Source organism: Citrobacter sp. EC_71 (assembly GCF_019584005.1).
GTDB classification, from domain to species: Bacteria; Pseudomonadota; Gammaproteobacteria; order Enterobacterales; family Enterobacteriaceae; genus Citrobacter; species Citrobacter werkmanii.
This window is the reverse complement of sequence record NZ_VDAY01000036.1, coordinates 1-22,878: the sequence shown is the minus strand read 5'-3', so window position 1 is coordinate 22,878 and position 22,878 is coordinate 1. Positions and strand designations below refer to the sequence as shown.

Here is a 22,878-nt window from a genome sequence, read left to right as displayed (position 1 = left end):
AGCGGTGTTTATAACAAAACGCCCCCGACCATCAAGGCCGAGGGCGGTCAAGATATCAAAAACCCACTATCCGATAAAACGCAGTACTGCTCCGCTTAAGTGAACAGTATTGCGCCATTGGCGGGCCTTTTTATTTGTGCAGAGCACCAGCCAGCCAACGGGAAAACTCACGCATTGCAGATGTCTCAGGTCGGGATTGCAAACGCGTTATCCAATAGCTCCCCAGATCAATCTGCGTTAGAAACGGCTGAACGACACGTTCACTACCAAGCAAATGTGTGAACATTCTTACCGGGGCAATCGCCACTCCGATCCCTGCCTGCGCGGCCTCCAGCATTGTGACGGAAGAATCAAACACCACCACGTTGTGCGTCGGTGACGGAGGCGCTTCTCCGGCGGCCTGCATCCAAAGCGTCCATTCATCTCGCCGATAAGATCGTAATAGCGGGAATTTCAGGAGGTCTGCAGGTACCTTGATCTGTGCGGCTAATTCTGGCGAGCAAAGCGGGGACATCAGCGCGCTACACAAATATTGTGCGTCGGTATCATGCCAGGCTCCTCCCCCGTAACGAATGGTATAGTCCAGTCCCTCAGCGGCGGGATCCACGCGGTTATTGTGGGTGGAAATATGCAAATCAATATGCGGATAGTTACGCTTAAAGTCGCTGAGTCGAGGAAAAAGACAACCGATCGCAAAGGTCCCCACTACCCCGATTTTAAGTTTTTCCTGGGTTTGTTTAGTGGCAAAACGATCCAGCATCCCCGCCATACGATCGAAAGAATCATTAAGTACAGGTAACAGACTTTCCCCTTCTGTCGTCAGCATCAACCCACGAGAGCCGCGCACAAAAAGCTGACAATTTAGCTGCTGTTCCAGCGCTTTGACATGCTGGCTGATGGCAGAGTGCGTTACGTTGAGCTCAATTGCTGCGCGGGTAAAGCTAAGGTGTCTCGCCGCGGCTTCAAAAGCCCGCAGCGAGTTAAGGGGGATATAGCTACGCGTCATCATCTGGCCTGTTAGAAAAACTTATATCTGCTGCTAAATTTAACCGTTTGTCAACACACTGCAAATCAAACAAACTGATTGCGTCTGACGGGCCCGGACACCCTTTTGCTTTTTATTACGGAACTGATTTCATGATGAAAAAATCGTTATGCTGCGCGTTGCTGCTGACAGCCTCTGTCTCAACGTTTGCCGCCGAAAAAACAGAACAACAGATTGCCGATATCGTAAACCGCACCATCACACCGCTGATGCAAGAACAGGCTATTCCGGGTATGGCCGTGGCAATTATCTACCAGGGAAAACCTTATTACTTTACCTGGGGTAAAGCCGATATCGCCAAAAACCGTCCTGTCACCCAGCAAACGCTGTTTGAACTAGGCTCAGTCAGTAAGACGTTCAACGGTGTGCTGGGCGGCGATGCTATCGCCCGTGGTGAAATTAAGCTCAGCGATCCGGTCACCCAATACTGGCCCGAATTAACTGGCAAACAATGGCAGGGTATCAGCCTGCTGCACCTGGCCACCTATACGGCGGGTGGTCTGCCGCTTCAGGTACCTGACGACGTTACAGATAAAGCGGCATTACTGCGCTTTTATCAAAACTGGCAGCCGCAATGGGCCGCGGGTGCTAAACGTCTCTATGCTAACTCCAGTATTGGTCTGTTTGGCGCATTGGCGGTGAAACCTTCAGGAATGCGCTATGAAGAGGCGATGACCAAACGCGTCCTGCAACCATTAAAACTGACGCATACCTGGATTACGGTTCCGCAGAGCGAACAAAAGGATTATGCCTGGGGCTATCGCGAAGGAAGGCCCGTGCATGTATCTCCGGGGCAGCTTGATGCCGAAGCCTATGGGGTAAAATCCAGTCTTGTCGATATGACCCGCTGGGTTCAGGCCAACATGGACGCCAGCCAGGTACAAGAGAAAACGCTGCGACAGGGAATTGAAATCGCGCAGGCTCGTTACTGGCGTATTGGCGATATGTACCAGGGATTAGGCTGGGAGATGCTGAACTGGCCGGTGAATGCCGACTCGATAATCAACGGTAGCGACAGTAAAGTCGCGTTAGCGGCGCTTCCCGCCGTTGAGGTCAATCCGCCAGCCCCGGCCGTGAAGGCCTCATGGGTGCATAAAACCGGCTCCACTGGCGGATTTGGCAGCTACGTTGCTTTCGTTCCAGAAAAAAATCTTGGCATCGTTATGCTGGCAAACAAAAGCTATCCAAATCCTGCTCGCGTCGATGCAGCCTGGCGCATTCTTGAAAAATTGCAGTAACTGACGACGAGGTCCGCTATAGCGGACCTCGTTTCTTCCTCTTCTTTTTCCTGCTGTCATCTACACTTAACAAAAAAACAGCAAGGAAAATCTTATGCGTATTCTGCCCGTCGTTGCTGCAGTTACCGCTGCATTTCTGGTTGTCGCCTGCAGTACCCCTACACCGCCAAAAGGCGTTACCGTTGTGAATAACTTTGACGCTAAACGCTATCTTGGTACCTGGTATGAAATTGCACGTTTAGACCATCGATTCGAACGTGGACTGGAAAAAGTGACCGCAACGTATAGCTTGCGCGACGACGGCGGTATCAACGTGATCAATAAGGGCTATAACCCGGACAGAGAGATGTGGCAAAAAACGGAGGGTAAAGCCTATTTCACTGGCGACCCAAATCGGGCTGCGCTCAAGGTGTCATTCTTCGGCCCCTTTTACGGCGGGTATAACGTGATTGCGCTCGACCGGGAATATCGCCACGCGCTGGTTTGCGGTCCGGATCGCGATTACCTGTGGATCCTTTCACGGACCCCCACCATTTCAGATGAAATGAAGCAGCAAATGTTGGCTATCGCGACCCGGGAAGGGTTTGACGTCAATAAACTGATTTGGGTAAAACAGCCTGGTACTTAGTGAGTGCTAAGCTTCAGACCAATAATACCAGCCACAATCAGCCCCAGACTCAGCAAACGCGCCGGACTGGCGGATTCACCCAACAGCAGAATCCCGGTAATGGCCGCCCCGACGGCCCCAATACCGGTCCAGACGGCATAGGCGGTCCCAACTGGCAAAGTACGCATCGCCCAGGAGAGCATGGCGATACTGACGATCATGGCCGCAATAGTGATAATACTTGGCGTCAGACGTGTGAAACCGTGGGTATATTTCAGGCCAATCGCCCAGACAACTTCGAGCAAACCGGCAATTAATAAAACGATCCAGGACATATCAGGCTCCAGAACAATGGGGCCGTCCCCGGTGAAAGAAGCGTTTGCAGGTCGTCCTGCAAAGCTGGTGTGTGAAATGGCATTTTTGCCCGACAGAAAATGAATTTCAACCTTTTTATTCACCGTTCGTTAAAAGCAAGAATTAGGCATAATTAGCGGCGTAGTTCCCGCATTTGGCACTCATCGGAGTTCTCTATGATGAAGGGCTTTCTGAAATCAGAAAGTCGATTGCCCCTCTTCTGAATGCGAAAAGTTTATGCTTAAAATTTTAGTGATTGACCGATGCCACTTTACCCGCACAGGGATAGAGGCATTGCTTAATCATTCTGGCAGGTTTAACTCCTCATTTCTGGTATCAGGAATTAATAATCTTCTGTTGGCAAAAGAGCATATATTGCAGTGGAAACCGCATCTGGTCATTGCGGATTTATACAGTTTTATTAGCGAGGCGCATTCCACTCCGCCAGTTAAGCCCTTTTTCATGAGCTGTGGCGTCATACCTCTGATCTTACTGCAATCAGCGGACAGACAGCACGCGTCCATCCCGGCTTCTCAAGCCACCGCCTATTCGGTATTAACCAAACACACCTCGCTAAACGCACTTACACACACGATTCAGGAAGCGCTACAAGATCGCCCCACATTAGCATTAGCCGAAAACGCGACGCCACTGCTTACGCCGCAGGAGGAGAAAGTATTGTCAATGTGGATGGATGGCGTGAGTAACCAGGTTATAGCCGCCACGCTCAGCATTCATGGCAAAACGGTGTATACCTATAAACGAAATATTCGTCTGAAGCTTCATCTGGGGAACCGCTTCTCACCGTTCCTCTCACTCCCACACAGGGAGAGTTAACGGTACGACCCGGCGTCGTACCGTTGAGCATTATTGCTGAGCTTTTGTCGCCGCACCAGAGATAGCGTTACCGCCGTCAGAAATATCCTCCCCTACGCCTCGCGTGGTATTACACGCGGTTAATACGGAAGAAAGTACCAACACAGAAAAGATCGCAGCAATTGTCTTCTTAATCATAACGTCTTCCTTTTCTAGCCAATATTGTTTGTGTATAGCTACTTAATAATAGACAAGATCCGGAAGTGTGATGGATAAACAACCGTTTTTTCAGATTATGTGAGAAGTTTAACTGGCGGCGTGAGAGATTGAATTGCCGAGATGTTTGATGTCTTCACCGAAGCCGCGCGCGGTATTACAGCCCGCCAGTAGAGTGCTGGTGAAAAGGATTAGCATTACAAGACTGAGAAGACGTTTCATCATTCCTGCCCTGGAAAAAGTATGGCGCAGCAACCTGCGCCACAAGATCAAATAAGTGTCTTATTTTACGCGGGAAACGTATTCGCCTGAGCGAGTATCCACTTTGATCACTTCGCCGATCTGTACGAACAGCGGAACTTTAACGACTGCGCCGGTAGACAGGGTAGCCGGTTTGCCGCCAGTACCAGCGGTATCGCCTTTCAGACCCGGGTCAGTATCAACGATTTCCAGCTCAACGAAGTTCGGCGGCGTCACGGAGATCGGCTGACCGTTCCACAGGGTCACGATGCATTCAGCCTGGTCCAGCAGCCATTTAGCGTTATCGCCTACCGCTTTCTCGTCTGCAGCCAGCTGTTCGAAAGTGGTGTTGTTCATGAAGTGCCAGAATTCACCGTCGCTATACAGGAAGGTCAGGTTCATGTCGGCTACATCTGCGCCTTCGGCAGAGTCGGTAGACTTGAAGGTTTTCTCTACGCGAGTACCGGTCAGCAGGCGACGCAGCTTAACGCGCGCAAACGCCTGGCCTTTACCTGGTTTAACGAATTCGCTGGCTTCAACCGCATAAGGTTCGCCGTCCAACATGATTTTAAGACCAGCACGAAAATCGTTGCTATAGTACGTTGCCATAAGGCCCTCTGAAAATTGTTAACTGGTAGCTAAGCCACAAAATGGCGCATATTGTAACCCTAAATACCCCATCCAGAGAAGATTGGTTATCGCAACTTGCCGATGTTGTGACCGATCCCGATGAACTTCTGCATCTTTTGAATATAGACGCAGATGAAAAACTGTTGGCCGGACGCGACGCGAGACGACTTTTCGCCCTGCGCGTGCCGCGCGCGTTTATTGCGCGCATGGAGAAAGGCAATCCAAACGATCCGCTTCTGCGTCAGGTACTTACCGCCGAGGAAGAGTTTGTTGCCGCACCCGGCTACTCGACCGATCCGCTAGAGGAACAGCACAGTGTGGTTCCCGGCCTGCTGCATAAATATCGCAACCGGGCGCTGCTGCTGGTCAAAGGCGGCTGCGCGGTAAATTGTCGTTATTGCTTCCGCCGACACTTCCCGTACGCCGAAAATCAGGGCAACAAGCGCAACTGGCAAGTCGCTCTGGACTATATTACCGCCCATCCAGAACTGGATGAAATCATCTTCTCCGGCGGCGATCCGTTGATGGCCAAGGATCACGAACTGGACTGGCTGCTCACGCAGCTGGAAACCATTCCACACATTAAGCGTCTGCGCATTCACAGCCGTTTACCGATTGTGATCCCGGCGCGTATTACCGAAGGGCTGACCGAACGTTTTGCTCACTCTTCACTGCAAATTCTGCTGGTCAATCATATTAACCATGCCAATGAAGTTGATGAGACATTTCGTCAGGCGATGCTCAGACTGCGCAAAGCAGGCGTTACGCTACTCAATCAAAGCGTATTGCTACGTGGTGTTAACGATAACGCCCAAACCCTGGCCGACCTTAGCAACGCATTGTTTGATGCGGGTGTTATGCCCTATTACCTGCATGTACTGGATAAAGTGCAGGGTGCCGCCCACTTTATGGTCAGCGACGAGGAAGCGCGTCAGATTATGCGTGAACTGCTGACGCTGGTTTCCGGTTACATGGTCCCTAAACTGGCGCGAGAAATTGGCGGAGAACCTAGTAAAACGCCGTTGGACCTGCAATTACGCCAGCAATAATTCTTAGTGAGTGTCCGATTATGGACACTCACTACCAATCCCGAGTATTTAATATCCGAGCAGGTAGAGTCGCACTTTTAATATGTGCTATTTTAACTAGCACTGTGCAACAACTCATTTGCAAATTTTATAAATTAATACAAATGTAGATTTCCAATAAATATATGGTTAGGGAGAACCCTGGATGGTTATTAGTATTAAGGGTATTAATACCGGTGTTATTCGTCAGAAGAATGAATTTGTTGCTCTGGCACTTAAGATCAAAGAACCAAGAAATAAAGAGTCGCTGTTTTTTCTCTCACCGTTGGGGCTAAGAGATTTGCTTATCGCCCTGGAGAGCAGACTCCATGCGAAGCACCAGCTTAGCGAAGAAGCGCGTTTGCAATATGAAAAAGAACGCGACAAAGCCAGTAAAAAGATGCACGAGAATATCCCGTTAATTCAGGAAGATGAGTTAAAAAATGCGGATATAAACCGTCGCATCAATTCGCTGATGTTAGTGGATGACAAAGGAGAAAGCTTAGCATTTTCTCTGACGCTACATGACGGACAAACCCACCAATTACTGATTAATGAACTGCAGATCCAGGTATTAGCCCATGCAATCATTCATGCAATAAATAATGCTGGCATGCAGGAATTAGCGTTAAGAATTACATCGCTGCTGGATTTCTTACCGCTGTACGATGTTGATTGCCAGCAAAACGACAATCTTGAATATGATTCATATACACAACCAGAATGGAAACATAACCTGTTTAACCATTACCTGGCGATTATCTACCGCTATAAGGATGAAAAGGGTAAAGCTCAATTCTGTGGCTCAGTAGTAAAAACTCGCGCCCTTTCCGGCAGTAAAGAAGCTGAGGCCATTACCCGACGCCTTCTGGACTTCAGCCCACGACTGAAAAAACTTGCCGGTGTACCGTGCCAGGTGTTTGTCAGAACATTGACGGGTGATAAAACCCAAAAGCTCAATCAGGATCAGTGTTTGCGCGCGCTACATCATTTACGCGTTCAGTCTGCGCATAAAGCTCAGAATGCCTGATGGCGCTGCGCTTATCAGGCCTACGATCATGTGTACCGTAGGCCGGATAAGACGCTTTAGCGTCGCCATCCGGCATCAACCGCGTTTATCAATTTGGGCACTTATAAACCTGACCATTCATCTCGCTGGCGGTAGGCACAAAGCTGGACAGCATTCCCTGTGATGGGCTGCTGACGCCATAAATCACGTTACCACCCATTGCTGCGGCCTGGTTACGCAGATCGTTCGCTGCACCACGCATAGACCCACCCTCTTCGCCATGCTGACCAGAAAGCCAGTTGCTCTGCGTACCGGTTGCGGTGCCAATCAGCTGACACTCTGCGCCTGGCTTGTCTTCGACAAAGCGTACGCTTTGTCCGGCTGAACTCAGTTCGTTGCTGGAGCTACAACCCGCCATCAGTAGCGCGGCACCAACGATCCCTGCTAAATATTTCACGTGCATGTCATTCCCCATAATCAATTAGTTGGACGTTATGTCCGTAGCTGAATCATATACTAAAAAGATGACCAAAAGAAAAACCCCCGGACAATTCTGCCCGGGGGTTTTCAATTCTGAGAGGTTCAGAACAACATGATTACATCATGCCGCCCATTCCACCCATACCGCCCATACCACCAGCAGCACCTAAGTCAGGCGCATCGCCTTTCGGCAGGTCGGTAACCATGCACTCGGTGGTGATCATCAGACCCGCAACAGAAGCTGCGTACTGCAGAGCAGAACGCGTTACTTTGGTTGGATCCAGGATACCCATGTCGATCATGTTGCCGTATTCTTCAGTTGCAGCGTTGTAACCGTAGTTACCGTCACCCGCTTTCACGGTGTTAGCCACTACAGACGGCTCTTCGCCGCAGTTCAGAACGATTTGACGCAGCGGAGCTTCCATTGCGCGCAGCGCAACTTTGATACCGACGTTCTGGTCTTCGTTCTGACCTTTCAGGCCGGCAATTTTGGACGCTACGCGAATCAGCGCAACACCACCACCAGCAACCACGCCTTCTTCTACCGCAGCACGGGTTGCGTGCAGGGCATCTTCAACGCGGGCTTTCTTCTCTTTCATTTCAACTTCAGTCGCAGCACCAACCTTGATTACCGCAACGCCGCCTGCCAGTTTCGCTACGCGCTCCTGCAGTTTTTCACGGTCGTAGTCAGAAGTTGCTTCTTCGATCTGCTGACGAATCTGAGTTACGCGACCCTGGATTGCAGCTTCATCACCTACGCCATCAATGATGGTAGTGGTATCTTTGTTGATAACAACGCGTTTTGCCTGACCCAGATCTTCCAGAGTTGCTTTTTCCAGCTCCATACCGATCTCTTCAGAGATAACGGTACCACCGGTCAGGGTAGCGATATCCTGCAGCATCGCTTTACGACGATCGCCGAAGCCAGGTGCCTTAACAGCAGCGACTTTCACGATACCGCGCATGGTGTTAACAACCAGAGTTGCCAGCGCTTCGCCTTCAACATCTTCAGCGATGATCAGCAGCGGTTTGCCTGCTTTCGCTACGGCTTCCAGAACCGGCAGCATTTCACGGATGTTGGAGATTTTCTTATCAGCCAGCAGAATGAACGGGCTTTCCAGTTCTACAGCGCCAGTTTCCGGCTTGTTGATAAAGTAAGGAGACAGGTAGCCACGGTCAAACTGCATACCTTCAACCACGTCCAGTTCGTCCTGCAGACCGGTACCGTCCTCAACGGTGATCACGCCTTCTTTACCGACTTTATCCATCGCTTCAGCGATCAGTTTACCTACAGTTTCGTCGGAGTTAGCGGAGATGGTACCAACCTGAGCAATAGCTTTAGAGTCAGAGCACGGTACGGACAGCGCTTTCAGTTCTTCAACGGCAGCAGCGACCGCTTTGTCGATACCGCGTTTCAGATCCATCGGGTTCATACCCGCAGCAACAGCTTTCAGACCTTCAGTGATGATGGACTGAGCCAGTACGGTTGCGGTGGTGGTACCGTCGCCTGCAGCGTCGTTCGCTTTAGAGGCAACTTCTTTCACCATCTGCGCACCCATGTTTTCGAACTTGTCTTCCAGTTCGATTTCACGTGCTACGGAAACACCATCTTTAGTGATGGTCGGTGCACCGAAAGATTTATCCAGAACTACGTTACGGCCTTTTGGACCGAGGGTAACTTTCACTGCATCTGCCAGTACGTTGACGCCGCGCAGCATTTTCACACGAGCGTCGTTACCGAATTTTACGTCTTTAGCTGCCATTTTCTCTTTCCCTTAAATTCGTATGTTCAGTGTCGTTCGCGGATTAGGCTTCAACAATTGCCAGGATGTCACTTTCAGACATGATCAACACTTCTTCATTGTCGATCTTCTCAGATTTAACACCGTAGCCATCGTTGAAAATAACGATATCGCCGACTTTCACGTCCAGCGGCTGTACGGTACCGTTGTCCAGGATGCGACCCTTACCGACAGCGATGATTTCGCCACGAGTTGATTTACCTGCTGCAGAACCGGTCAGTACGATGCCGCCAGCAGATTTGGATTCAACTTCTTTACGTTTGACGATCACACGATCATGTAACGGACGAATACTCATTGATAGCTCTCCTTTGAGAAAGTCTTTATCAGTTATGGGTGACGCCGGCCCGTAAACGGTTTCCCGGCTAGTGACCAGATAGATGGGGATGGGGTTTTGTGCCTTCAAGGGGGCAAGCGAAAAAAAATTTTTATCAGCAGAAAATCCCGTCAAAACACCGACGCACCTCACATTCCATAACGATTTCAGTCACGTCGTCATAAGCAAATCCGATTGTGATACCATCAAAAATCTGCGCTGTAGCCCAGTCAACGGGCATAACCGGATAACAACTTATGAGCGGACTGAAACAAGAGCTGGGACTGGCTCAGGGCGTTGGCCTGTTGTCGACATCATTGTTAGGTACAGGCGTTTTTGCCGTCCCCGCGCTGGCTGCGCTGGTTGCTGGCAACAATAGCTTGTGGGCCTGGCCGGTGCTAATTGTTTTAGTCTTTCCCGTGGCGATTGTCTTCGCCGTGCTCGGCCGCCATTTCCCCAGCGCGGGCGGCGTGGCGCATTTTGTCGGTATGGCCTTTGGCTCGCGCCTGGAGCGCGTCACCGGATGGTTGTTTTTATCAGTAATCCCCGTGGGCTTACCTGCGGCATTACATATTGCCGCTGGATTCGGCCAGGCAATGTTTGGCTGGCATGACGGGCAGCTTCTGCTGGCAGAACTCGGCACGCTGGCGTTGGTCTGGTACATAGGCTCCCGCGGCGCCAGCTCCAGCGCTAATCTGCAAACGGTCATTGCCGGGCTGATCGTGGCCCTGATTGTCGCCATCTGGTGGGCGGGCGATCTAAAACCCAATGAAATCCCTTTCCCTGCGGTTAGCGAAATTGAACTTCCCGGACTGTTCGCCGCGCTGTCGGTGATGTTCTGGTGCTTTGTCGGCCTTGAAGCATTTGCCCATCTGGCCTCTGAATTTAAAAATCCGGAGCGAGACTTCCCGCGCGCGCTGATGATCGGTCTACTGCTGGCAGGTTCTGTCTACTGGGCATGCACCGTCGTCGTCCTTCATTTTGACGCTTACGGCGAGCAAATGGCAGCGGCGGCATCACTGCCCGAAATTGTTGTACAGCTGTTTGGCGTACAGGCACTGTGGGTCGCCTGCATTATTGGTTATCTGGCCTGCTTTGCCAGTCTCAACATTTATATTCAAAGTTTCGCCCGGCTGGTCTGGTCGCAAGCGCAATACAAGCCGGAGAGTTATCTGGCGCGTCTGTCCCCTCGTCATCTTCCGCGCAATGCGCTGAACGCCGTGCTAGGTTGCTGCGTGGTCAGTACCTTGTGCATCTATATGCTGCAAATCAATCTCGATGCGTTAATCGTCTACGCTAACGGCATCTTTATTATGATTTATCTGCTGTGCATGCTGGCAGGTTGTCGATTACTGAAAGGACACTATCGCGCATTGGCGATCGTTGGCGGTTTGCTATGTCTGCTATTGCTGGCGATGGTCGGTTGGAAGAGTCTCTATGCGCTGATTATGCTGGCGGCGCTGTGGCTGTTTTTACCCCGCAGGCCGGATAAGTCGACGCTGACGCCATCATCCGGCATATAAACATGTTTGCCGGATGGCGCTAACGCTTATCCGGCCTACAAACTGATACTTAATCCCGACGATCGTCTTTATGTTCAATACTGTCGCGATGCTCGTCTTTGCGCTGAAACTCACCGTCAAAGGTCTCGCCCCCACCCGTTCCGGCGCTAAAACCACCGCCGGGCATACGAGAAAAACGCAAATGTGGCAGCAGTTTCATCGTCAGATGCTTCTGTACCGGGGGGAGTAAAAGAAGAAGACCAAGGAAATCGGTAAAAAAACCAGGCAGCACTAATAGCAGACCGGCAATAATCAGCGAAACGCTCTTGATCATTTCTGCAGCCGGGCTTTCACCTGCCGCCATTTTTTGTTGCATCAGTAAAAAGTTCTTAAATCCCTGATTACGAACCAGAGACATCCCGATAACCGACGTAAAAATAACCAAAATCAGGGTCATCAGAACACCCAACACATGGGCAACCTGAATAAAAATAGATATCTCTATGTAAACATAGAGAAAAATGGCAAGTAATGGTATCCAGCGCAAAGGGGACTCCTGTTAATAACAGGCGTTTTGTACAACGTCTGTTCAAAAATTATGTGACTCGCATCAGTCAGATATTGAGGTGGTTAGCAAAATTTCAAGGCGCTTGTACACTAATATTTAGTGTTAATCCTAAAGGGGTGATCTATTTCACAGAATAATAAATAAGGGGTAAATTCCACGTTTTAAGTGATCCAGATTACGGTAGAAATCCTGAACCAGCATATGATCTCGGGTATCAGACCGATGCAGGGGATAATCGTCGGTCGAGAAACAATCGAAATCACATATATCCTGTGTGTTTAGTCAAATCATTGGCAGCTTGAAAAAGAAGGTTCACATGTTAAACAACATTCGTATCGAAGAAGACTTGTTGGGTACCAGGGAAGTTCCAGCGGACGCTTACTATGGTGTTCACACTCTGAGAGCGATTGAAAACTTCTACATTAGCAACAACAAAATCAGCGACATTCCTGAATTTGTTCGCGGCATGGTAATGGTGAAAAAGGCAGCGGCTATGGCCAACAAAGAGCTGCAAACCATTCCTAAGAGTGTGGCAAATGCCATCATCGCGGCGTGTGATGAAGTCCTGAATAACGGAAAATGCATGGATCAGTTCCCGGTAGACGTTTACCAGGGTGGTGCGGGTACCTCCGTCAACATGAACACCAACGAAGTGCTGGCCAATATCGGTCTGGAACTGATGGGTCACCAGAAAGGTGAATATCAGTACCTGAACCCGAACGACCACGTTAACAAATGTCAGTCTACCAACGACGCATACCCAACTGGCTTCCGTATCGCGGTATACGCATCCATCATCAAACTGATTGATGCCCTGAACCAGCTGCGTGAAGGCTTCGAGAAAAAAGCCGATGAATTCCAGGACATCCTGAAAATGGGTCGTACCCAGTTGCAGGATGCTGTGCCGATGACCCTCGGTCAGGAATTCCGTGCTTTCAGCATCCTGCTGAAAGAAGAAGTGAAAAATATTGGGCGTACTGCAGAGCTGCTGCTGGAAGTTAACCTCGGCGCAACGGCAATCGGTACGGGTCTGAACACACCGAAAGAATACTCTCCGCTGGCAGTGAAAAAACTGGCTGAAGTAACCGGTTTTGCCTGTGTTCCTGCAGAAGACCTGATTGAAGCAACTTCTGACTGCGGCGCATACGTTATGGTGCACGGCGCACTGAAACGTCTGGCTGTGAAGATGTCCAAAATCTGTAACGACCTGCGTTTGCTCTCCTCTGGTCCACGTGCCGGCCTGAACGAGATCAACCTGCCGGAACTGCAGGCTGGCTCTTCCATCATGCCAGCTAAAGTGAACCCGGTTGTTCCGGAAGTCGTAAACCAGGTGTGCTTTAAAGTCATCGGTAACGACATCACTGTCACCATGGCGTCTGAAGCAGGTCAGCTGCAGCTGAACGTTATGGAGCCAGTAATCGGCCAGGCAATGTTCGAATCCATTCACATTCTGAGCAACGCTTGCTACAACCTGTTGGAAAAATGCGTTAGCGGCATTACTGCTAACAAAGAAGTGTGCGAAGCATTCGTTTACAACTCTATCGGTATCGTTACTTACCTTAACCCGTTCATCGGCCACCACAACGGCGACATCGTTGGTAAAATTTGTGCCGAAACCGGTAAGAGCGTACGTGAAGTTGTCCTGGAGCGCGGCCTGTTGACCGAAGCCGAGCTGGACGATATCTTCTCAGTACAGAACCTGATGCACCCGGCTTATAAAGCAAAACGTTATACTGATGAAAGCGAACAGTAATCGTGTAGGGTAGTACCAGAGAAGGCACGTCAGATGACGTGCCTTTTTTCTTGCACGAAGTTACTTAAAAACAACAATTTAATATCAACTTGTTAAACAACAAGGAAGGCTAATATGATAGTTTTAGAACTTATCATCGTTTTGCTGGCAATCTTTTTAGGTGCCAGACTTGGGGGTATCGGTATTGGATTTGCAGGTGGGCTGGGTGTCCTGGTTCTCGCCGCTATCGGCGTAAAACCCGGTAATATCCCGTTCGATGTCATTTCCATTATCATGGCGGTTATCGCTGCCATCTCAGCTATGCAGATTGCAGGTGGTCTGGACTATCTGGTTCATCAAACTGAAAAACTGCTGCGTAAGAACCCGAAATACATCACGATCCTTGCACCCATCGTGACCTATTTCCTGACCATCTTTGCGGGTACGGGTAACATCTCTCTGGCAACTCTGCCGGTTATCGCTGAAGTTGCGAAGGAACAAGGGATCAAACCTTGCCGTCCGCTCTCAACTGCGGTGGTTTCTGCTCAGATTGCGATCACAGCATCACCAATCTCTGCAGCCGTGGTTTACATGTCTTCCGTAATGGAAGGTCATGGCATCAGCTATATTCACCTGCTGTCCGTGGTTATTCCGTCCACCCTGCTGGCCGTTCTGGTAATGTCCTTCCTGGTGACTATGCTGTTCAACTCTAAACTGTCTGACGATCCGATTTATCGTAAACGTCTGGAAGAAGGTTTGGTTGAGCTGCGCGGTGAAAGACAAGTTGAAATCAAAGCAGGCGCAAAAACCTCCGTTTGGCTGTTCCTGCTGGGCGTAATTTGCGTTGTTGTCTATGCAATCGTCAACAGCCCAAGCCTGGGTCTGGTCGCTAAACCGCTGATGAACACCACCAACGCTATCCTGATCATCATGCTGAGCATCGCGACGCTGACCACCATCATCTGCCGCGTTGAAACGGATTCCATCCTCAACTCCAGTACCTTCAAAGCCGGTATGAGCGCCTGTATTTGTATCCTGGGCGTTGCGTGGTTGGGTGATACCTTCGTATCTCACAACATTGACTGGATCAAAGATACTGCAGGTAGCGTAATTCAGGGCCATCCGTGGCTGCTGGCTGTCATCTTCTTCTTTGCTTCTGCGCTGCTGTACTCTCAGGCAGCAACCGCTAAAGCACTGATGCCGATGGCTCTGGCGCTGAACGTTTCCCCGCTGACCGCTGTTGCCTCTTTCGCAGCTGTTTCCGGCCTGTTCATTCTGCCAACCTACCCAACTCTGGTTGCGGCGGTTCAGATGGATGACACCGGTACAACCCGTATCGGTAAATTCGTCTTTAACCATCCGTTCTTCATCCCAGGTACTCTGGGTGTGGTTCTGGCTGTCTGCTTCGGCTTCTTGCTGGGCAGCTTCATGTTGTAAAATTTTCCTGCAGGGTGCCTCTGCACCCTGCAGTTCCTCCGCTTCATCACCCCGCTTTAGCTAACATCCTTCCCTCGTCCGTTGTATAGTGACCACTCTTTAGCTGGTTACTCTGTTCTTTCGAGGTGTTTATGCTTGATGTAAAGAGTCAGGATATTTCCATCCCCGATACCGTTGTAGTGTTCTGTACTGCTCCGGATGAAGCAACCGCCCAGGATCTGGCTGCAAAAGTGCTGGCGGAAAAGCTGGCAGCCTGCGTGACACTTCTGCCCGGAGCAACCTCCCTCTATTATTGGGAAGGTAAACTGGAGCAGGAATATGAAGTCCAGATGATTTTAAAAACCACCGTCACGCACCAGCAAGCCCTTCTCGATTGCCTGAAGTCACATCACCCGTATCAAACACCTGAACTTCTGGTTTTACCCGTCACTCACGGAGACTTTGATTACCGCTCATGGCTCAACGCATCCTTACGCTGATCCTGCTGCTGTGCAGCACATCTACCTTTGCCGGATTATTTGACGCGCCCGGCCGCTCGCAGTTTGTTCCTGCCGATCGGGCGTTTGTTTTTGATTTTCAGCAAAACCAACACGATCTGAACCTCTCATGGCAGGTAAAAGATGGCTACTATCTCTATCGCAAACAGATAAGCATTACGCCATCTCAGGCCGATATTGCCGAGGTAAAACTGCCACCAGGCGTCTGGCATGAAGATGAGTTTTACGGCAAAAGTGAGATTTACCGTAAACAGTTGAATATTCCGGTCACAGTTAATCAGGCTAAGTCTGGCGCAACCTTAACGGTCACATACCAGGGCTGTGCCGACGCCGGTTTTTGCTATCCGCCGGAAACTAAAACAGTTCCCTTAAGTGAAGTGTCAGCCGCTGTCGGGGGTGCTCCAGCTCCTGTCACTGAAGCCCCGGAAGAGAAACCACAGCCCGCAGCCCAACTTCCCTTTTCCGCGCTGTGGGCATTGCTAATCGGCATTGGCATCGCTTTCACGCCCTGCGTACTGCCGATGTATCCGCTGATTTCCGGCATCGTGCTGGGCAGCAAGCAACGGTTATCAACCGGGCGAGCGCTGCTGCTGACGTTTATCTACGTTCAGGGAATGGCGCTCACCTATACTGCGCTGGGTCTGGTTGTTGCCGCCGCCGGATTACAGTTTCAGGCGGCGTTACAGAATCCTTATGTTCTGATCGGTCTTGCCATCATCTTTACGCTGCTGGCTCTGTCTATGTTCGGCCTGTTCACGCTGCAACTCCCTTCCTCATTGCAAACGCGCCTCACGTTGCTGAGTAACCGCCAGCAAGGCGGCTCTCCCGGTAGCGTCTTTACGATGGGGGCGATTGCGGGTCTCATCTGTTCTCCTTGCACAACAGCGCCGCTAAGCGCGATTTTGCTGTATATCGCTCAGAGCGGAAATATGTGGCTGGGAGGCGGTACGCTGTATCTGTACGCGCTGGGGATGGGCTTACCGCTGATGTTGATTACCGTCTTTGGTAACCGCCTGCTGCCTAAGAGCGGTCCATGGATGGAACAGGTTAAAACCGCTTTCGGCTTTGTCATTCTGGCGCTTCCCGTCTTCTTGCTTGAACGCATCATTGGCGACGTATGGGGCGTGCGCCTGTGGTCGCTGTTGGGCGTCGCGTTCTTTAGCTGGGCATTCATTACCAGCCTGCAGGCAAAGCACGCCTGGATGCGCATCGTGCAGATTGTCCTGTTAGCCGCAGCGCTTGTCAGTGTACGTCCATTGCAGGACTGGGCGTTTGGCACGCCGCATGCTCAAACCCAGACACACCTTAACTTCACGCCGGTGGCCTCGGTGGAGGCGTTAAATCAGGCGCTGGCACAAGCTAAAGGCAGGCCCGTTATGTTGGATCTGTATGCCGACTGGTGCGTGGCCTGTAAGGAGTTTGAGAAGTACACCTTCAGCGATCCGCAGGTTCAGCAAGCGCTAGGCGACACAGTGCTTTTACAGGCGGACGTAACTGCAAACAATGCCAAGGATGTCGCTCTCCTGAAACATCTACAGGTTTTAGGTTTGCCCACTATCCTGTTTTTTGATGCCGAGGGTAAAGAGCATCCGGAGGCTCGGGTAACGGGTTTTATGGATGCAGCGACCTTCAGCGCACATTTGCGCGATCGTCAACCGTGAGCGACACTTGCAAAAGGAAATACGGAGGAGAATACCGTGCAACGTGAAGATGTCCTGGGAGAAGCCCTGAAATTACTTGAGGTTCAAGGGATAGCCAATACCACGCTGGAAATGGTGGCCGAACGTATCGATTATCCGCTTGATGAACTACAGCGCTTTTGGCCAGATAAAGAGGCCATCCTGTATGATGCGTTACGTTACCTCAGCCAGCGGGTGGATATCTGGCGGCGTCAGCTTTTGCTGGATGAGACCCTGAGCGCTGAACAGAAATTACTGGCACGCTACAGCGCGCTATCCGAATGCGTGAGCAATAATCGCTATCCCGGCTGCCTGTTCATTGCCGCCTGCACGTTTTATCCCGATCCTGGACATCCAATCCACCAGTTAGCCGACCAACAAAAAAAAGCAGCGCATGACTTCACTCATGAGCTACTGACTACGCTGGAAGTTGACGACCCGGCTATGGTCGCCAAACAGATGGAACTGGTGCTGGAGGGATGTCTGAGCCGCATGCTGGTGAATCGTAGCCATGCTGATGTCGAAACGGCACACCGTCTGGCGGAAGATATTCTGCGCTTTGCCCAGTGCCGTATGGGTGGCGCGCTAACCTAAGCGAACAAGCCCGTCCAGGCCGAAGTGAGTGAGCATCAGTCGCTGAAAACGCACCATCGCCACGGTGGTGCGAAATAATCTGTTAATCGCCCTGGTCAGCGTTTTATTAAAATGCAGCGAATCACTTTTGTGCTATACAGCCCTCTTCTTGCGCTCAGCATTACCTGTCGACATCATGGCGGTCTGGAAGATTTGTGCAAACTTCAGGCACAAACGCACAGATTGCCGCAATATTAAGCGGTTGAACCCTTTTTCCTGAAATTTGATTGACTGACAGACGTGAATACGGTTTAATGCGCCCCGTTGCCCGGATAGCTCAGTCGGTAGAGCAGGGGATTGAAAATCCCCGTGTCCTTGGTTCGATTCCGAGTCCGGGCACCACTATTTACAAGGCCTCGCTGAAAAGCGGGGCTTTTTGCTATTCCGAGTATGGTAGAGTTCTGGTCGTTGCACTACGTTATTTGTTTGCTGTAATTTTCCGCATTTTTGACGATAATCCTCGCTTTTAGACGGCTTTTACTTCCTGAAGCACCTCCATCCTCTTTCTTTACTTACGGGCTTTTTACGGTCTTTCCGACCTGTTCCTACTTCTTCTCTCAACACTACTGTAAAAAAAACGGGGAAACAGAGAATTGACATATCAATTTGATTTAACTGTAATTTTATCAATAAACTGACGGAAAACCAGGTGAAAAATCCCCCATATGAATTTGGGGAAAAGCACATCAATAACGTTTGTTCTAATAGAGAATAACTTTTCCACGCGCTACATCGGGGTTTTCCACCTGTTTTCCCACGCCGAAAATCATCATATAACGCTTACCTTACATATGTGTTAATGCGTTTCCCATGCTTTCACCAAACTCATTGTTAGTCTGTACAATGTAATCAAGCCCGCTTCAGACACATATTATCTCTGTGTTACTTCTCTGATACATCGTTAACCCTTCGACCAGAACCAGACCATTAGCTCTTCTCACGGTCAGCGTCAGCATACCCAAACGCCATTAACAGTAATTATCGTTCAGAAGAAGCATTGTGCCGGGGATAGGTCAACTCTGACGGTTCTTTAACACAGTTTACAGGAGTTAATATATCCACTCAGACCCGCTTTCGCTTTACAAATACCCTCATTAAAAATCCCCCGCCGAATGCCACTGATACATGCTGCTCTTATTGATAAATAACCGGCAACATAGCGTATATTTAAGACTTCTGAACTGATTGCAGAATGCCTAAGTCGGGATTATCTGCCGCAATCATGTCTGGTCATTTGTTACAACAACACGGCGACAGTTCTCTGCCGCTATGAATTAACATTTTTGATGTCCTGAATTTAGTTTCTCCTGCCGCATGGTTAACTCGTCCATAAAATAGCGTGCAACTGCGGGCATTCCTTTATTCGCTGGGAATAGTGCATAAATCTGTCTTGGCTGGCCAGACCACTCGGGGAAAAGTTGTATCAGTCCCCCGTTTTGCAATTCTTCCTTGCAGGAAGGAAACGGTAACAAAGCAACACCATTGCCGCCAGCGACTGCCTGTAACAGAACCCGCAGATTATTGGAATACAAACGGGGGGAAAGTGACAGGGTGATTTCCTGACTCCCATTGATTAAATGCCACGATTGCATACGACCGTCGGCCAGTCTCACCATTGCCGGAGCCCTGTGAAGATCTCCAATGGTCTTTAAATCAGGATGTTGCTCGACCCACTGGGGGCTGGTAACCAGAATATCGTATAGCGTATTGATTTTTTTGTAGTGCAATGAAGAATCAGGCAATGCCCCTGAATTTACTGATAGCGCAATATCAATACCTTCTGCAATCATATCCACCGGGCGATTGACAGCAAGGAGTTGCACATTTGCCAGCGGCCAACGGGCAATAAATTCGTTGATGAATGCTCCCAGCCACGTTTCTGCCATGAATACCGGCGCACTGATCCGTAATGTCCCCTGTGGATACTCCTGTACCGCCTGAACAACAGCGCGGGCTCGCTCACTTTGATTTACCAGCGTCTGACACTCCTGCGCAAATTGCTCGCCGACTTTGGTCAGCGCAAGGCGTCGGGTTGTCCGCTGAATCAGATGTACACCAAGCTGTTCCTCTAATGCCGACATCCGCCGACTTAGCACTGATTTGGACACTTGCGCACGTATTGCCGCCCGGCTGTAGCTTCCTTCTTCTGCAATCAGGGCAAAATACCAGTAATCATTCCAGTCAATCATGATTGTTCTTTTATCGCAACAATGAAGTTCAATTTCGTCTATTTAAACATCATTTTAAGAACGGTTAAACTAGCCACACGTTTTAAATGAGACGAACACCATGAAGATCCTCCACATTGACAGCAGCCCTATGCTCTGCAACTCCAGCTCACGAAAGCTGAGCCTGGCGCTGACAAAAGCTATCTGCCAGCGCTTTCCGAATGCCAGCGTGACATACCGCGATCTCGGACGGACACCGCCACCCCACTTACGCGAAGAGACATTTCTGGTGCTTGGGGGAAAGTTAATGTCTACAGACGCACAAACGCAAAGTGAAGTGGAGGGTATCAGAAACGCGATCGCGGAGTTGAGCCTCTGCGATATATTAGTAATAGGTGCACCAATGATTAACCACTCTGTCTCCTCGGGTCTGAAAACCTGGATAGATCAGGTTTGCCAGGCTGGTCTGACATTTCGTTTTACCTCTACGGGTGCAACGGGGTTACTGGCCGACAGGCCAGCATTTATTGTCTCCACGCGTGGTGGAATTTATTCAGATACCAGGCATCGGGAATTGGATCATCAGGAAAGCTATCTGCGGTCAACGTTAAATTTGATGGGGATCACTAACGTCCATATATTGCCCACCGAAGGAGTGGATAAAACCGTACCAGGCAGATCTCTGGCAGAAAAAAACTCGCTGGCGCAAATTCCCTGTATGCTGGCTCATGCTTTTAATCGATAAGTTTATTAATATGAAAGGAATTCTTATGAATATCAGTAAAAAAATTGTCACCTCTTTTTTCTTACTCTCTTTATTTGGGCAGACATCCATTGCTGCAACAGAAATTAGTCATCCAGAAACAGACATGAAAGAAGTTGCTCATGTTAGTGTATCATCCATAAATAAAAATCCTGAAAGCATCATACAACTCCTTCAGAATAAAACTGAAGCGTCAGGTGCTCATTATTATCGAATCACTTCATTTCATATCGATAATCAATCACACGCCACCGCTATTCTTTATAAATAATCACAATCACAATCACAATCAATCGTAATTATTATCCAGGACACGGGTAATTGCCCGTGCCTGCTAAAAAAACAGGCCATTATGAAAATAACGTATTTTGTGAGTAGCTTAACATTACTCACAGCAAGTCTTATTTTTGTCTTATCAGGTGAAATATTCCACGCTGAAACATCTAAAATCTTTTGGCTGTTTCGGCAAAACTTTCTCTTTTTTAGTGGGTGCGTCGCATGGTGTTTTATGACATTAGCTATGTGTCTGATTTTGCGTTCACCCTGGTTGAATCGAATTCTGAAAGGTCTGGATAAATCGTGGGGTTTACACAAACAAGCTGGTATTATCGCGACAGTCTTTACACTGGCGCACTGGCTGGACAAAAAAATACCTCACTGGCTGGTGCAAAATGGCTGGCTTGCTCATCCAGGATCACTGGGAAGTGTTCAGATAAGCTCATGGCAATCTCAACTGATCTATGCAGGATTGTTAGCTGCTGAATGGTCTACATACCTGATGATAGGGTTGGTGCTGGTTTCTCTTGTAAAAAAAATCCCTTATAACATTTTCCATTTTATACATCGTCTGTTTCCTGTTTTTTACCTGGCTACTGCTTTCCATATTTTTACCGTTCTATTTAAAACATATTGGTGGAATTCACCTGCGGGCATTCTGCTGGTAATAGTGAGTATCCCCGGTATTTATGCCGCTGGTCTTTCGCTATTTAATATGATTGGTTATAAAAACAAACGCGTTGCGATCATCACAAACATCGACTATTACCCAAATGATATTATAGAAATAACTCTACATACTGACACCCCTCTATTGCATACACCAGGGCAGTTTTCATTTTTAAAATTTCAACATGATGCAGAGGCACACCCATTTACTATAGCCTCTTATTACCAGGATAAAAAACACTTGCGTTTTGCCATTAAAGCATTAGGGGATCATACACATTCACTAAAGAAAGAATTAAAAATTGGACAGGACGTGATTGTTGAGGGCCCCTGGGGTTATTTAGACTTTAATATTCAATCTGAGCGTCAGGTCTGGGTTGCGGGAGGGATCGGTATCACTCCTTTTATATCTCAGCTGGAATATTTAAAACACTCAGACCACCCACTCTGCCCTATTGATTTATGGTATTGCGTTGGTCAGCATGATGATTTGCAGTACCCTGTAAATCTCGATTTATTATGTACAGCGGCAGGTGTGACTTTACACCGTATCGATGCCGGGATGAAACTGGAAGCCAAACATATTATGATGGAAAGCGATAATAGCCAAAACATTCACGTCTGGTTTTGCGGGCCAGCAGGCTTTGCGAAAAGTCTACTATCCGGACTACAAAAGTACGGGATATCAGAGAAAGCCTTCCATTATGATCGTTTTAATATGCGTTAATTATTGATGAGAAAATTCATATACATATTTTTCTCAGGCTACCTCGGCATTGGCTTTACAAAAAATCGAAGAAACCGAATCTCAGAAATAGCCCTGTAATTCACTTTTCGGACTACTGGCACAATGCGATCCGGATGCTGAAATAAGCAAAGAAGATCGGGAGTGAATTAATGCACTTCCGGTCGGAAAAGAGGTTCTGTAAATGATTAAGGGACGCCACTGCGGAGACCCTTAGACATGAAAAAACAACAGATAAACAAAAGGCTCAGTCTTTCGACTGAGCCTTTCATTCTATTTGATGCCTGGCAGTTCCCTACTCTCGCATGGGGAGACCCCACACTACCATCGGCGCTACGGCGTTTCACTTCTGAGTTCGGCATGGGGTCAGGTGGGACCACCGCGCTACA

The 22,878-nt window shown here is 49.2% G+C and carries 24 protein-coding genes, 1 tRNA gene and 1 rRNA gene; 15 read left to right on the top strand and 11 right to left on the bottom strand.

Annotated features, from left to right (window positions below; all coding sequences use genetic code 11):
- Window positions 1-130 precede the first annotated feature (130 nt).
- Window positions 131-1,006: a LysR family transcriptional regulator AmpR gene (gene ampR / locus FHD02_RS23010; RefSeq protein ID WP_079225640.1), complete on the bottom strand. Its 876-nt coding sequence runs from the start codon at window positions 1,004-1,006 to the stop codon at window positions 131-133.
- 131 nt (window positions 1,007-1,137) lie between these two features.
- Between ampR and blaCMY the strand changes: the two genes are divergently transcribed.
- Window positions 1,138-2,283 carry a CMY-2 family class C beta-lactamase gene (gene blaCMY, locus FHD02_RS23005; protein ID WP_042312838.1) on the top strand — a complete coding sequence of 382 codons (1,146 nt, stop codon included), beginning with the start codon at window positions 1,138-1,140 and terminating at the stop codon, window positions 2,281-2,283.
- A 94-nt stretch (window positions 2,284-2,377) separates the two neighbouring features.
- On the top strand, window positions 2,378-2,911 hold the full coding sequence (locus tag FHD02_RS23000) for a lipocalin family protein (RefSeq protein ID WP_042312840.1): 534 nt from the start codon (window positions 2,378-2,380) through the stop codon (window positions 2,909-2,911).
- Here FHD02_RS23000 and sugE read toward each other — a convergent pair.
- Window positions 2,908-3,225 carry a quaternary ammonium compound efflux SMR transporter SugE gene (sugE, locus tag FHD02_RS22995; RefSeq protein WP_000118520.1) on the bottom strand — a complete coding sequence of 106 codons (318 nt, stop codon included), beginning with the start codon at window positions 3,223-3,225 and terminating at the stop codon, window positions 2,908-2,910. The genes FHD02_RS23000 and sugE overlap by 4 nt on opposite strands.
- A 256-nt stretch (window positions 3,226-3,481) precedes the next feature.
- On the opposite strand from sugE, the gene FHD02_RS22990 reads away from it, so the two are divergent.
- Window positions 3,482-4,081 carry a LuxR C-terminal-related transcriptional regulator gene (locus FHD02_RS22990; RefSeq protein ID WP_042312843.1) on the top strand — a complete coding sequence of 200 codons (600 nt, stop codon included), beginning with the start codon at window positions 3,482-3,484 and terminating at the stop codon, window positions 4,079-4,081.
- A gap of 30 nt (window positions 4,082-4,111) precedes the next feature.
- Here FHD02_RS22990 and ecnB read toward each other — a convergent pair whose 3' ends face one another.
- The 3 genes from ecnB to efp form a co-directional block, all read right to left on the bottom strand.
- Window positions 4,112-4,258, bottom strand: coding sequence for a lipoprotein toxin entericidin B (ecnB, locus tag FHD02_RS22985; protein WP_032940256.1), 147 nt, complete (start codon window positions 4,256-4,258; stop codon window positions 4,112-4,114).
- A 108-nt stretch (window positions 4,259-4,366) separates the two neighbouring features.
- Window positions 4,367-4,501 (bottom strand): lipoprotein antitoxin entericidin A, encoded by a 135-nt coding sequence (gene ecnA, locus FHD02_RS22980; RefSeq protein ID WP_016151394.1) that lies wholly within the window; start codon window positions 4,499-4,501, stop codon window positions 4,367-4,369.
- A gap of 57 nt (window positions 4,502-4,558) precedes the next feature.
- Entirely contained in the window at window positions 4,559-5,125 is a 567-nt protein-coding gene (efp, locus tag FHD02_RS22975; RefSeq protein WP_042312845.1) for an elongation factor P, read from the bottom strand.
- A gap of 41 nt (window positions 5,126-5,166) precedes the next feature.
- Here efp and epmB point away from each other — a divergent pair, with 41 nt between their 5' ends.
- Window positions 5,167-6,195 carry an EF-P beta-lysylation protein EpmB gene (gene epmB / locus FHD02_RS22970; RefSeq protein ID WP_042312847.1) on the top strand — a complete coding sequence of 343 codons (1,029 nt, stop codon included), beginning with the start codon at window positions 5,167-5,169 and terminating at the stop codon, window positions 6,193-6,195.
- A gap of 184 nt (window positions 6,196-6,379) precedes the next feature.
- Entirely contained in the window at window positions 6,380-7,243 is an 864-nt protein-coding gene (gene yjeJ, locus FHD02_RS22965; protein ID WP_137361733.1) for a YjeJ family protein, read from the top strand.
- Window positions 7,244-7,331: 88 nt separating this feature from the next.
- Here the strand turns inward: yjeJ and FHD02_RS22960 are convergent, their stop codons facing one another.
- The 3 genes from FHD02_RS22960 to FHD02_RS22950 form a co-directional block, all read right to left on the bottom strand.
- Entirely contained in the window at window positions 7,332-7,685 is a 354-nt protein-coding gene (locus FHD02_RS22960; RefSeq protein ID WP_042312852.1) for a DUF4156 domain-containing protein, read from the bottom strand.
- Between the two features lie 133 nt (window positions 7,686-7,818).
- Window positions 7,819-9,465, bottom strand: coding sequence for a chaperonin GroEL (gene groL, locus FHD02_RS22955; protein WP_006686275.1), 1,647 nt, complete (start codon window positions 9,463-9,465; stop codon window positions 7,819-7,821).
- A gap of 43 nt (window positions 9,466-9,508) precedes the next feature.
- A complete protein-coding gene (locus FHD02_RS22950; protein WP_000027827.1) occupies window positions 9,509-9,802 on the bottom strand; it encodes a co-chaperone GroES in 294 nt (97 codons plus the stop codon).
- Between the two features lie 275 nt (window positions 9,803-10,077).
- Between FHD02_RS22950 and yjeH the strand changes: the two genes are divergently transcribed.
- On the top strand, window positions 10,078-11,343 hold the full coding sequence (gene yjeH / locus FHD02_RS22945) for an L-methionine/branched-chain amino acid transporter (RefSeq protein WP_137350109.1): 1,266 nt from the start codon (window positions 10,078-10,080) through the stop codon (window positions 11,341-11,343).
- Window positions 11,344-11,392: 49 nt separating this feature from the next.
- Here the strand turns inward: yjeH and FHD02_RS22940 are convergent, their stop codons facing one another.
- Window positions 11,393-11,869 (bottom strand): FxsA family protein, encoded by a 477-nt coding sequence (locus FHD02_RS22940; RefSeq protein WP_006686272.1) that lies wholly within the window; start codon window positions 11,867-11,869, stop codon window positions 11,393-11,395.
- A 337-nt stretch (window positions 11,870-12,206) separates the two neighbouring features.
- Here FHD02_RS22940 and aspA point away from each other — a divergent pair, with 337 nt between their 5' ends.
- The 6 genes from aspA to FHD02_RS22910 all read left to right on the top strand — a co-directional run bounded on the left by aspA (window position 12,207) and on the right by FHD02_RS22910 (window position 18,210).
- Window positions 12,207-13,643 carry an aspartate ammonia-lyase gene (gene aspA / locus FHD02_RS22935; protein WP_032940252.1) on the top strand — a complete coding sequence of 479 codons (1,437 nt, stop codon included), beginning with the start codon at window positions 12,207-12,209 and terminating at the stop codon, window positions 13,641-13,643.
- A 114-nt stretch (window positions 13,644-13,757) separates the two neighbouring features.
- The gene (dcuA, locus tag FHD02_RS22930) at window positions 13,758-15,059 is read left to right on the top strand and encodes an anaerobic C4-dicarboxylate transporter DcuA (RefSeq protein ID WP_038636462.1); all 1,302 of its coding nucleotides are present in this window, start codon (window positions 13,758-13,760) and stop codon (window positions 15,057-15,059) included.
- 131 nt (window positions 15,060-15,190) lie between these two features.
- On the top strand, window positions 15,191-15,538 hold the full coding sequence (gene cutA, locus FHD02_RS22925; RefSeq protein WP_137361732.1) for a divalent cation tolerance protein CutA: 348 nt from the start codon (window positions 15,191-15,193) through the stop codon (window positions 15,536-15,538).
- The gene (locus FHD02_RS22920) at window positions 15,514-17,217 is read left to right on the top strand and encodes a protein-disulfide reductase DsbD (RefSeq protein WP_220394347.1); all 1,704 of its coding nucleotides are present in this window, start codon (window positions 15,514-15,516) and stop codon (window positions 17,215-17,217) included. Before cutA ends, FHD02_RS22920 begins: the two co-directional genes overlap by 25 nt.
- A 36-nt stretch (window positions 17,218-17,253) precedes the next feature.
- Window positions 17,254-17,829 (top strand): transcriptional regulator, encoded by a 576-nt coding sequence (locus FHD02_RS22915; protein WP_006686267.1) that lies wholly within the window; start codon window positions 17,254-17,256, stop codon window positions 17,827-17,829.
- 305 nt (window positions 17,830-18,134) lie between these two features.
- Window positions 18,135-18,210 (top strand) — tRNA-Phe (locus tag FHD02_RS22910).
- Between the two features lie 932 nt (window positions 18,211-19,142).
- Here the strand turns inward: FHD02_RS22910 and FHD02_RS22905 are convergent.
- Window positions 19,143-20,057: a LysR substrate-binding domain-containing protein gene (locus FHD02_RS22905; protein WP_137371381.1), complete on the bottom strand. Its 915-nt coding sequence runs from the start codon at window positions 20,055-20,057 to the stop codon at window positions 19,143-19,145.
- Between the two features lie 100 nt (window positions 20,058-20,157).
- Between FHD02_RS22905 and FHD02_RS22900 the strand changes: the two genes are divergently transcribed.
- The 3 genes from FHD02_RS22900 (at window position 20,158) to FHD02_RS22890 (ending at window position 22,471) form a co-directional block, all read left to right on the top strand.
- Window positions 20,158-20,781 (top strand): FMN-dependent NADH-azoreductase, encoded by a 624-nt coding sequence (locus FHD02_RS22900; protein WP_000697438.1) that lies wholly within the window; start codon window positions 20,158-20,160, stop codon window positions 20,779-20,781.
- 25 nt (window positions 20,782-20,806) lie between these two features.
- Window positions 20,807-21,070 carry a YdgH/BhsA/McbA-like domain containing protein gene (locus tag FHD02_RS22895; protein WP_080222236.1) on the top strand — a complete coding sequence of 88 codons (264 nt, stop codon included), beginning with the start codon at window positions 20,807-20,809 and terminating at the stop codon, window positions 21,068-21,070.
- Between the two features lie 81 nt (window positions 21,071-21,151).
- On the top strand, window positions 21,152-22,471 hold the full coding sequence (locus FHD02_RS22890; protein WP_220394346.1) for a ferric reductase-like transmembrane domain-containing protein: 1,320 nt from the start codon (window positions 21,152-21,154) through the stop codon (window positions 22,469-22,471).
- A 300-nt stretch (window positions 22,472-22,771) separates the two neighbouring features.
- Here the strand turns inward: FHD02_RS22890 and rrf are convergent.
- Window positions 22,772-22,878, bottom strand: a 5S ribosomal RNA gene (rrf, locus tag FHD02_RS22885); the annotation flags it as partial.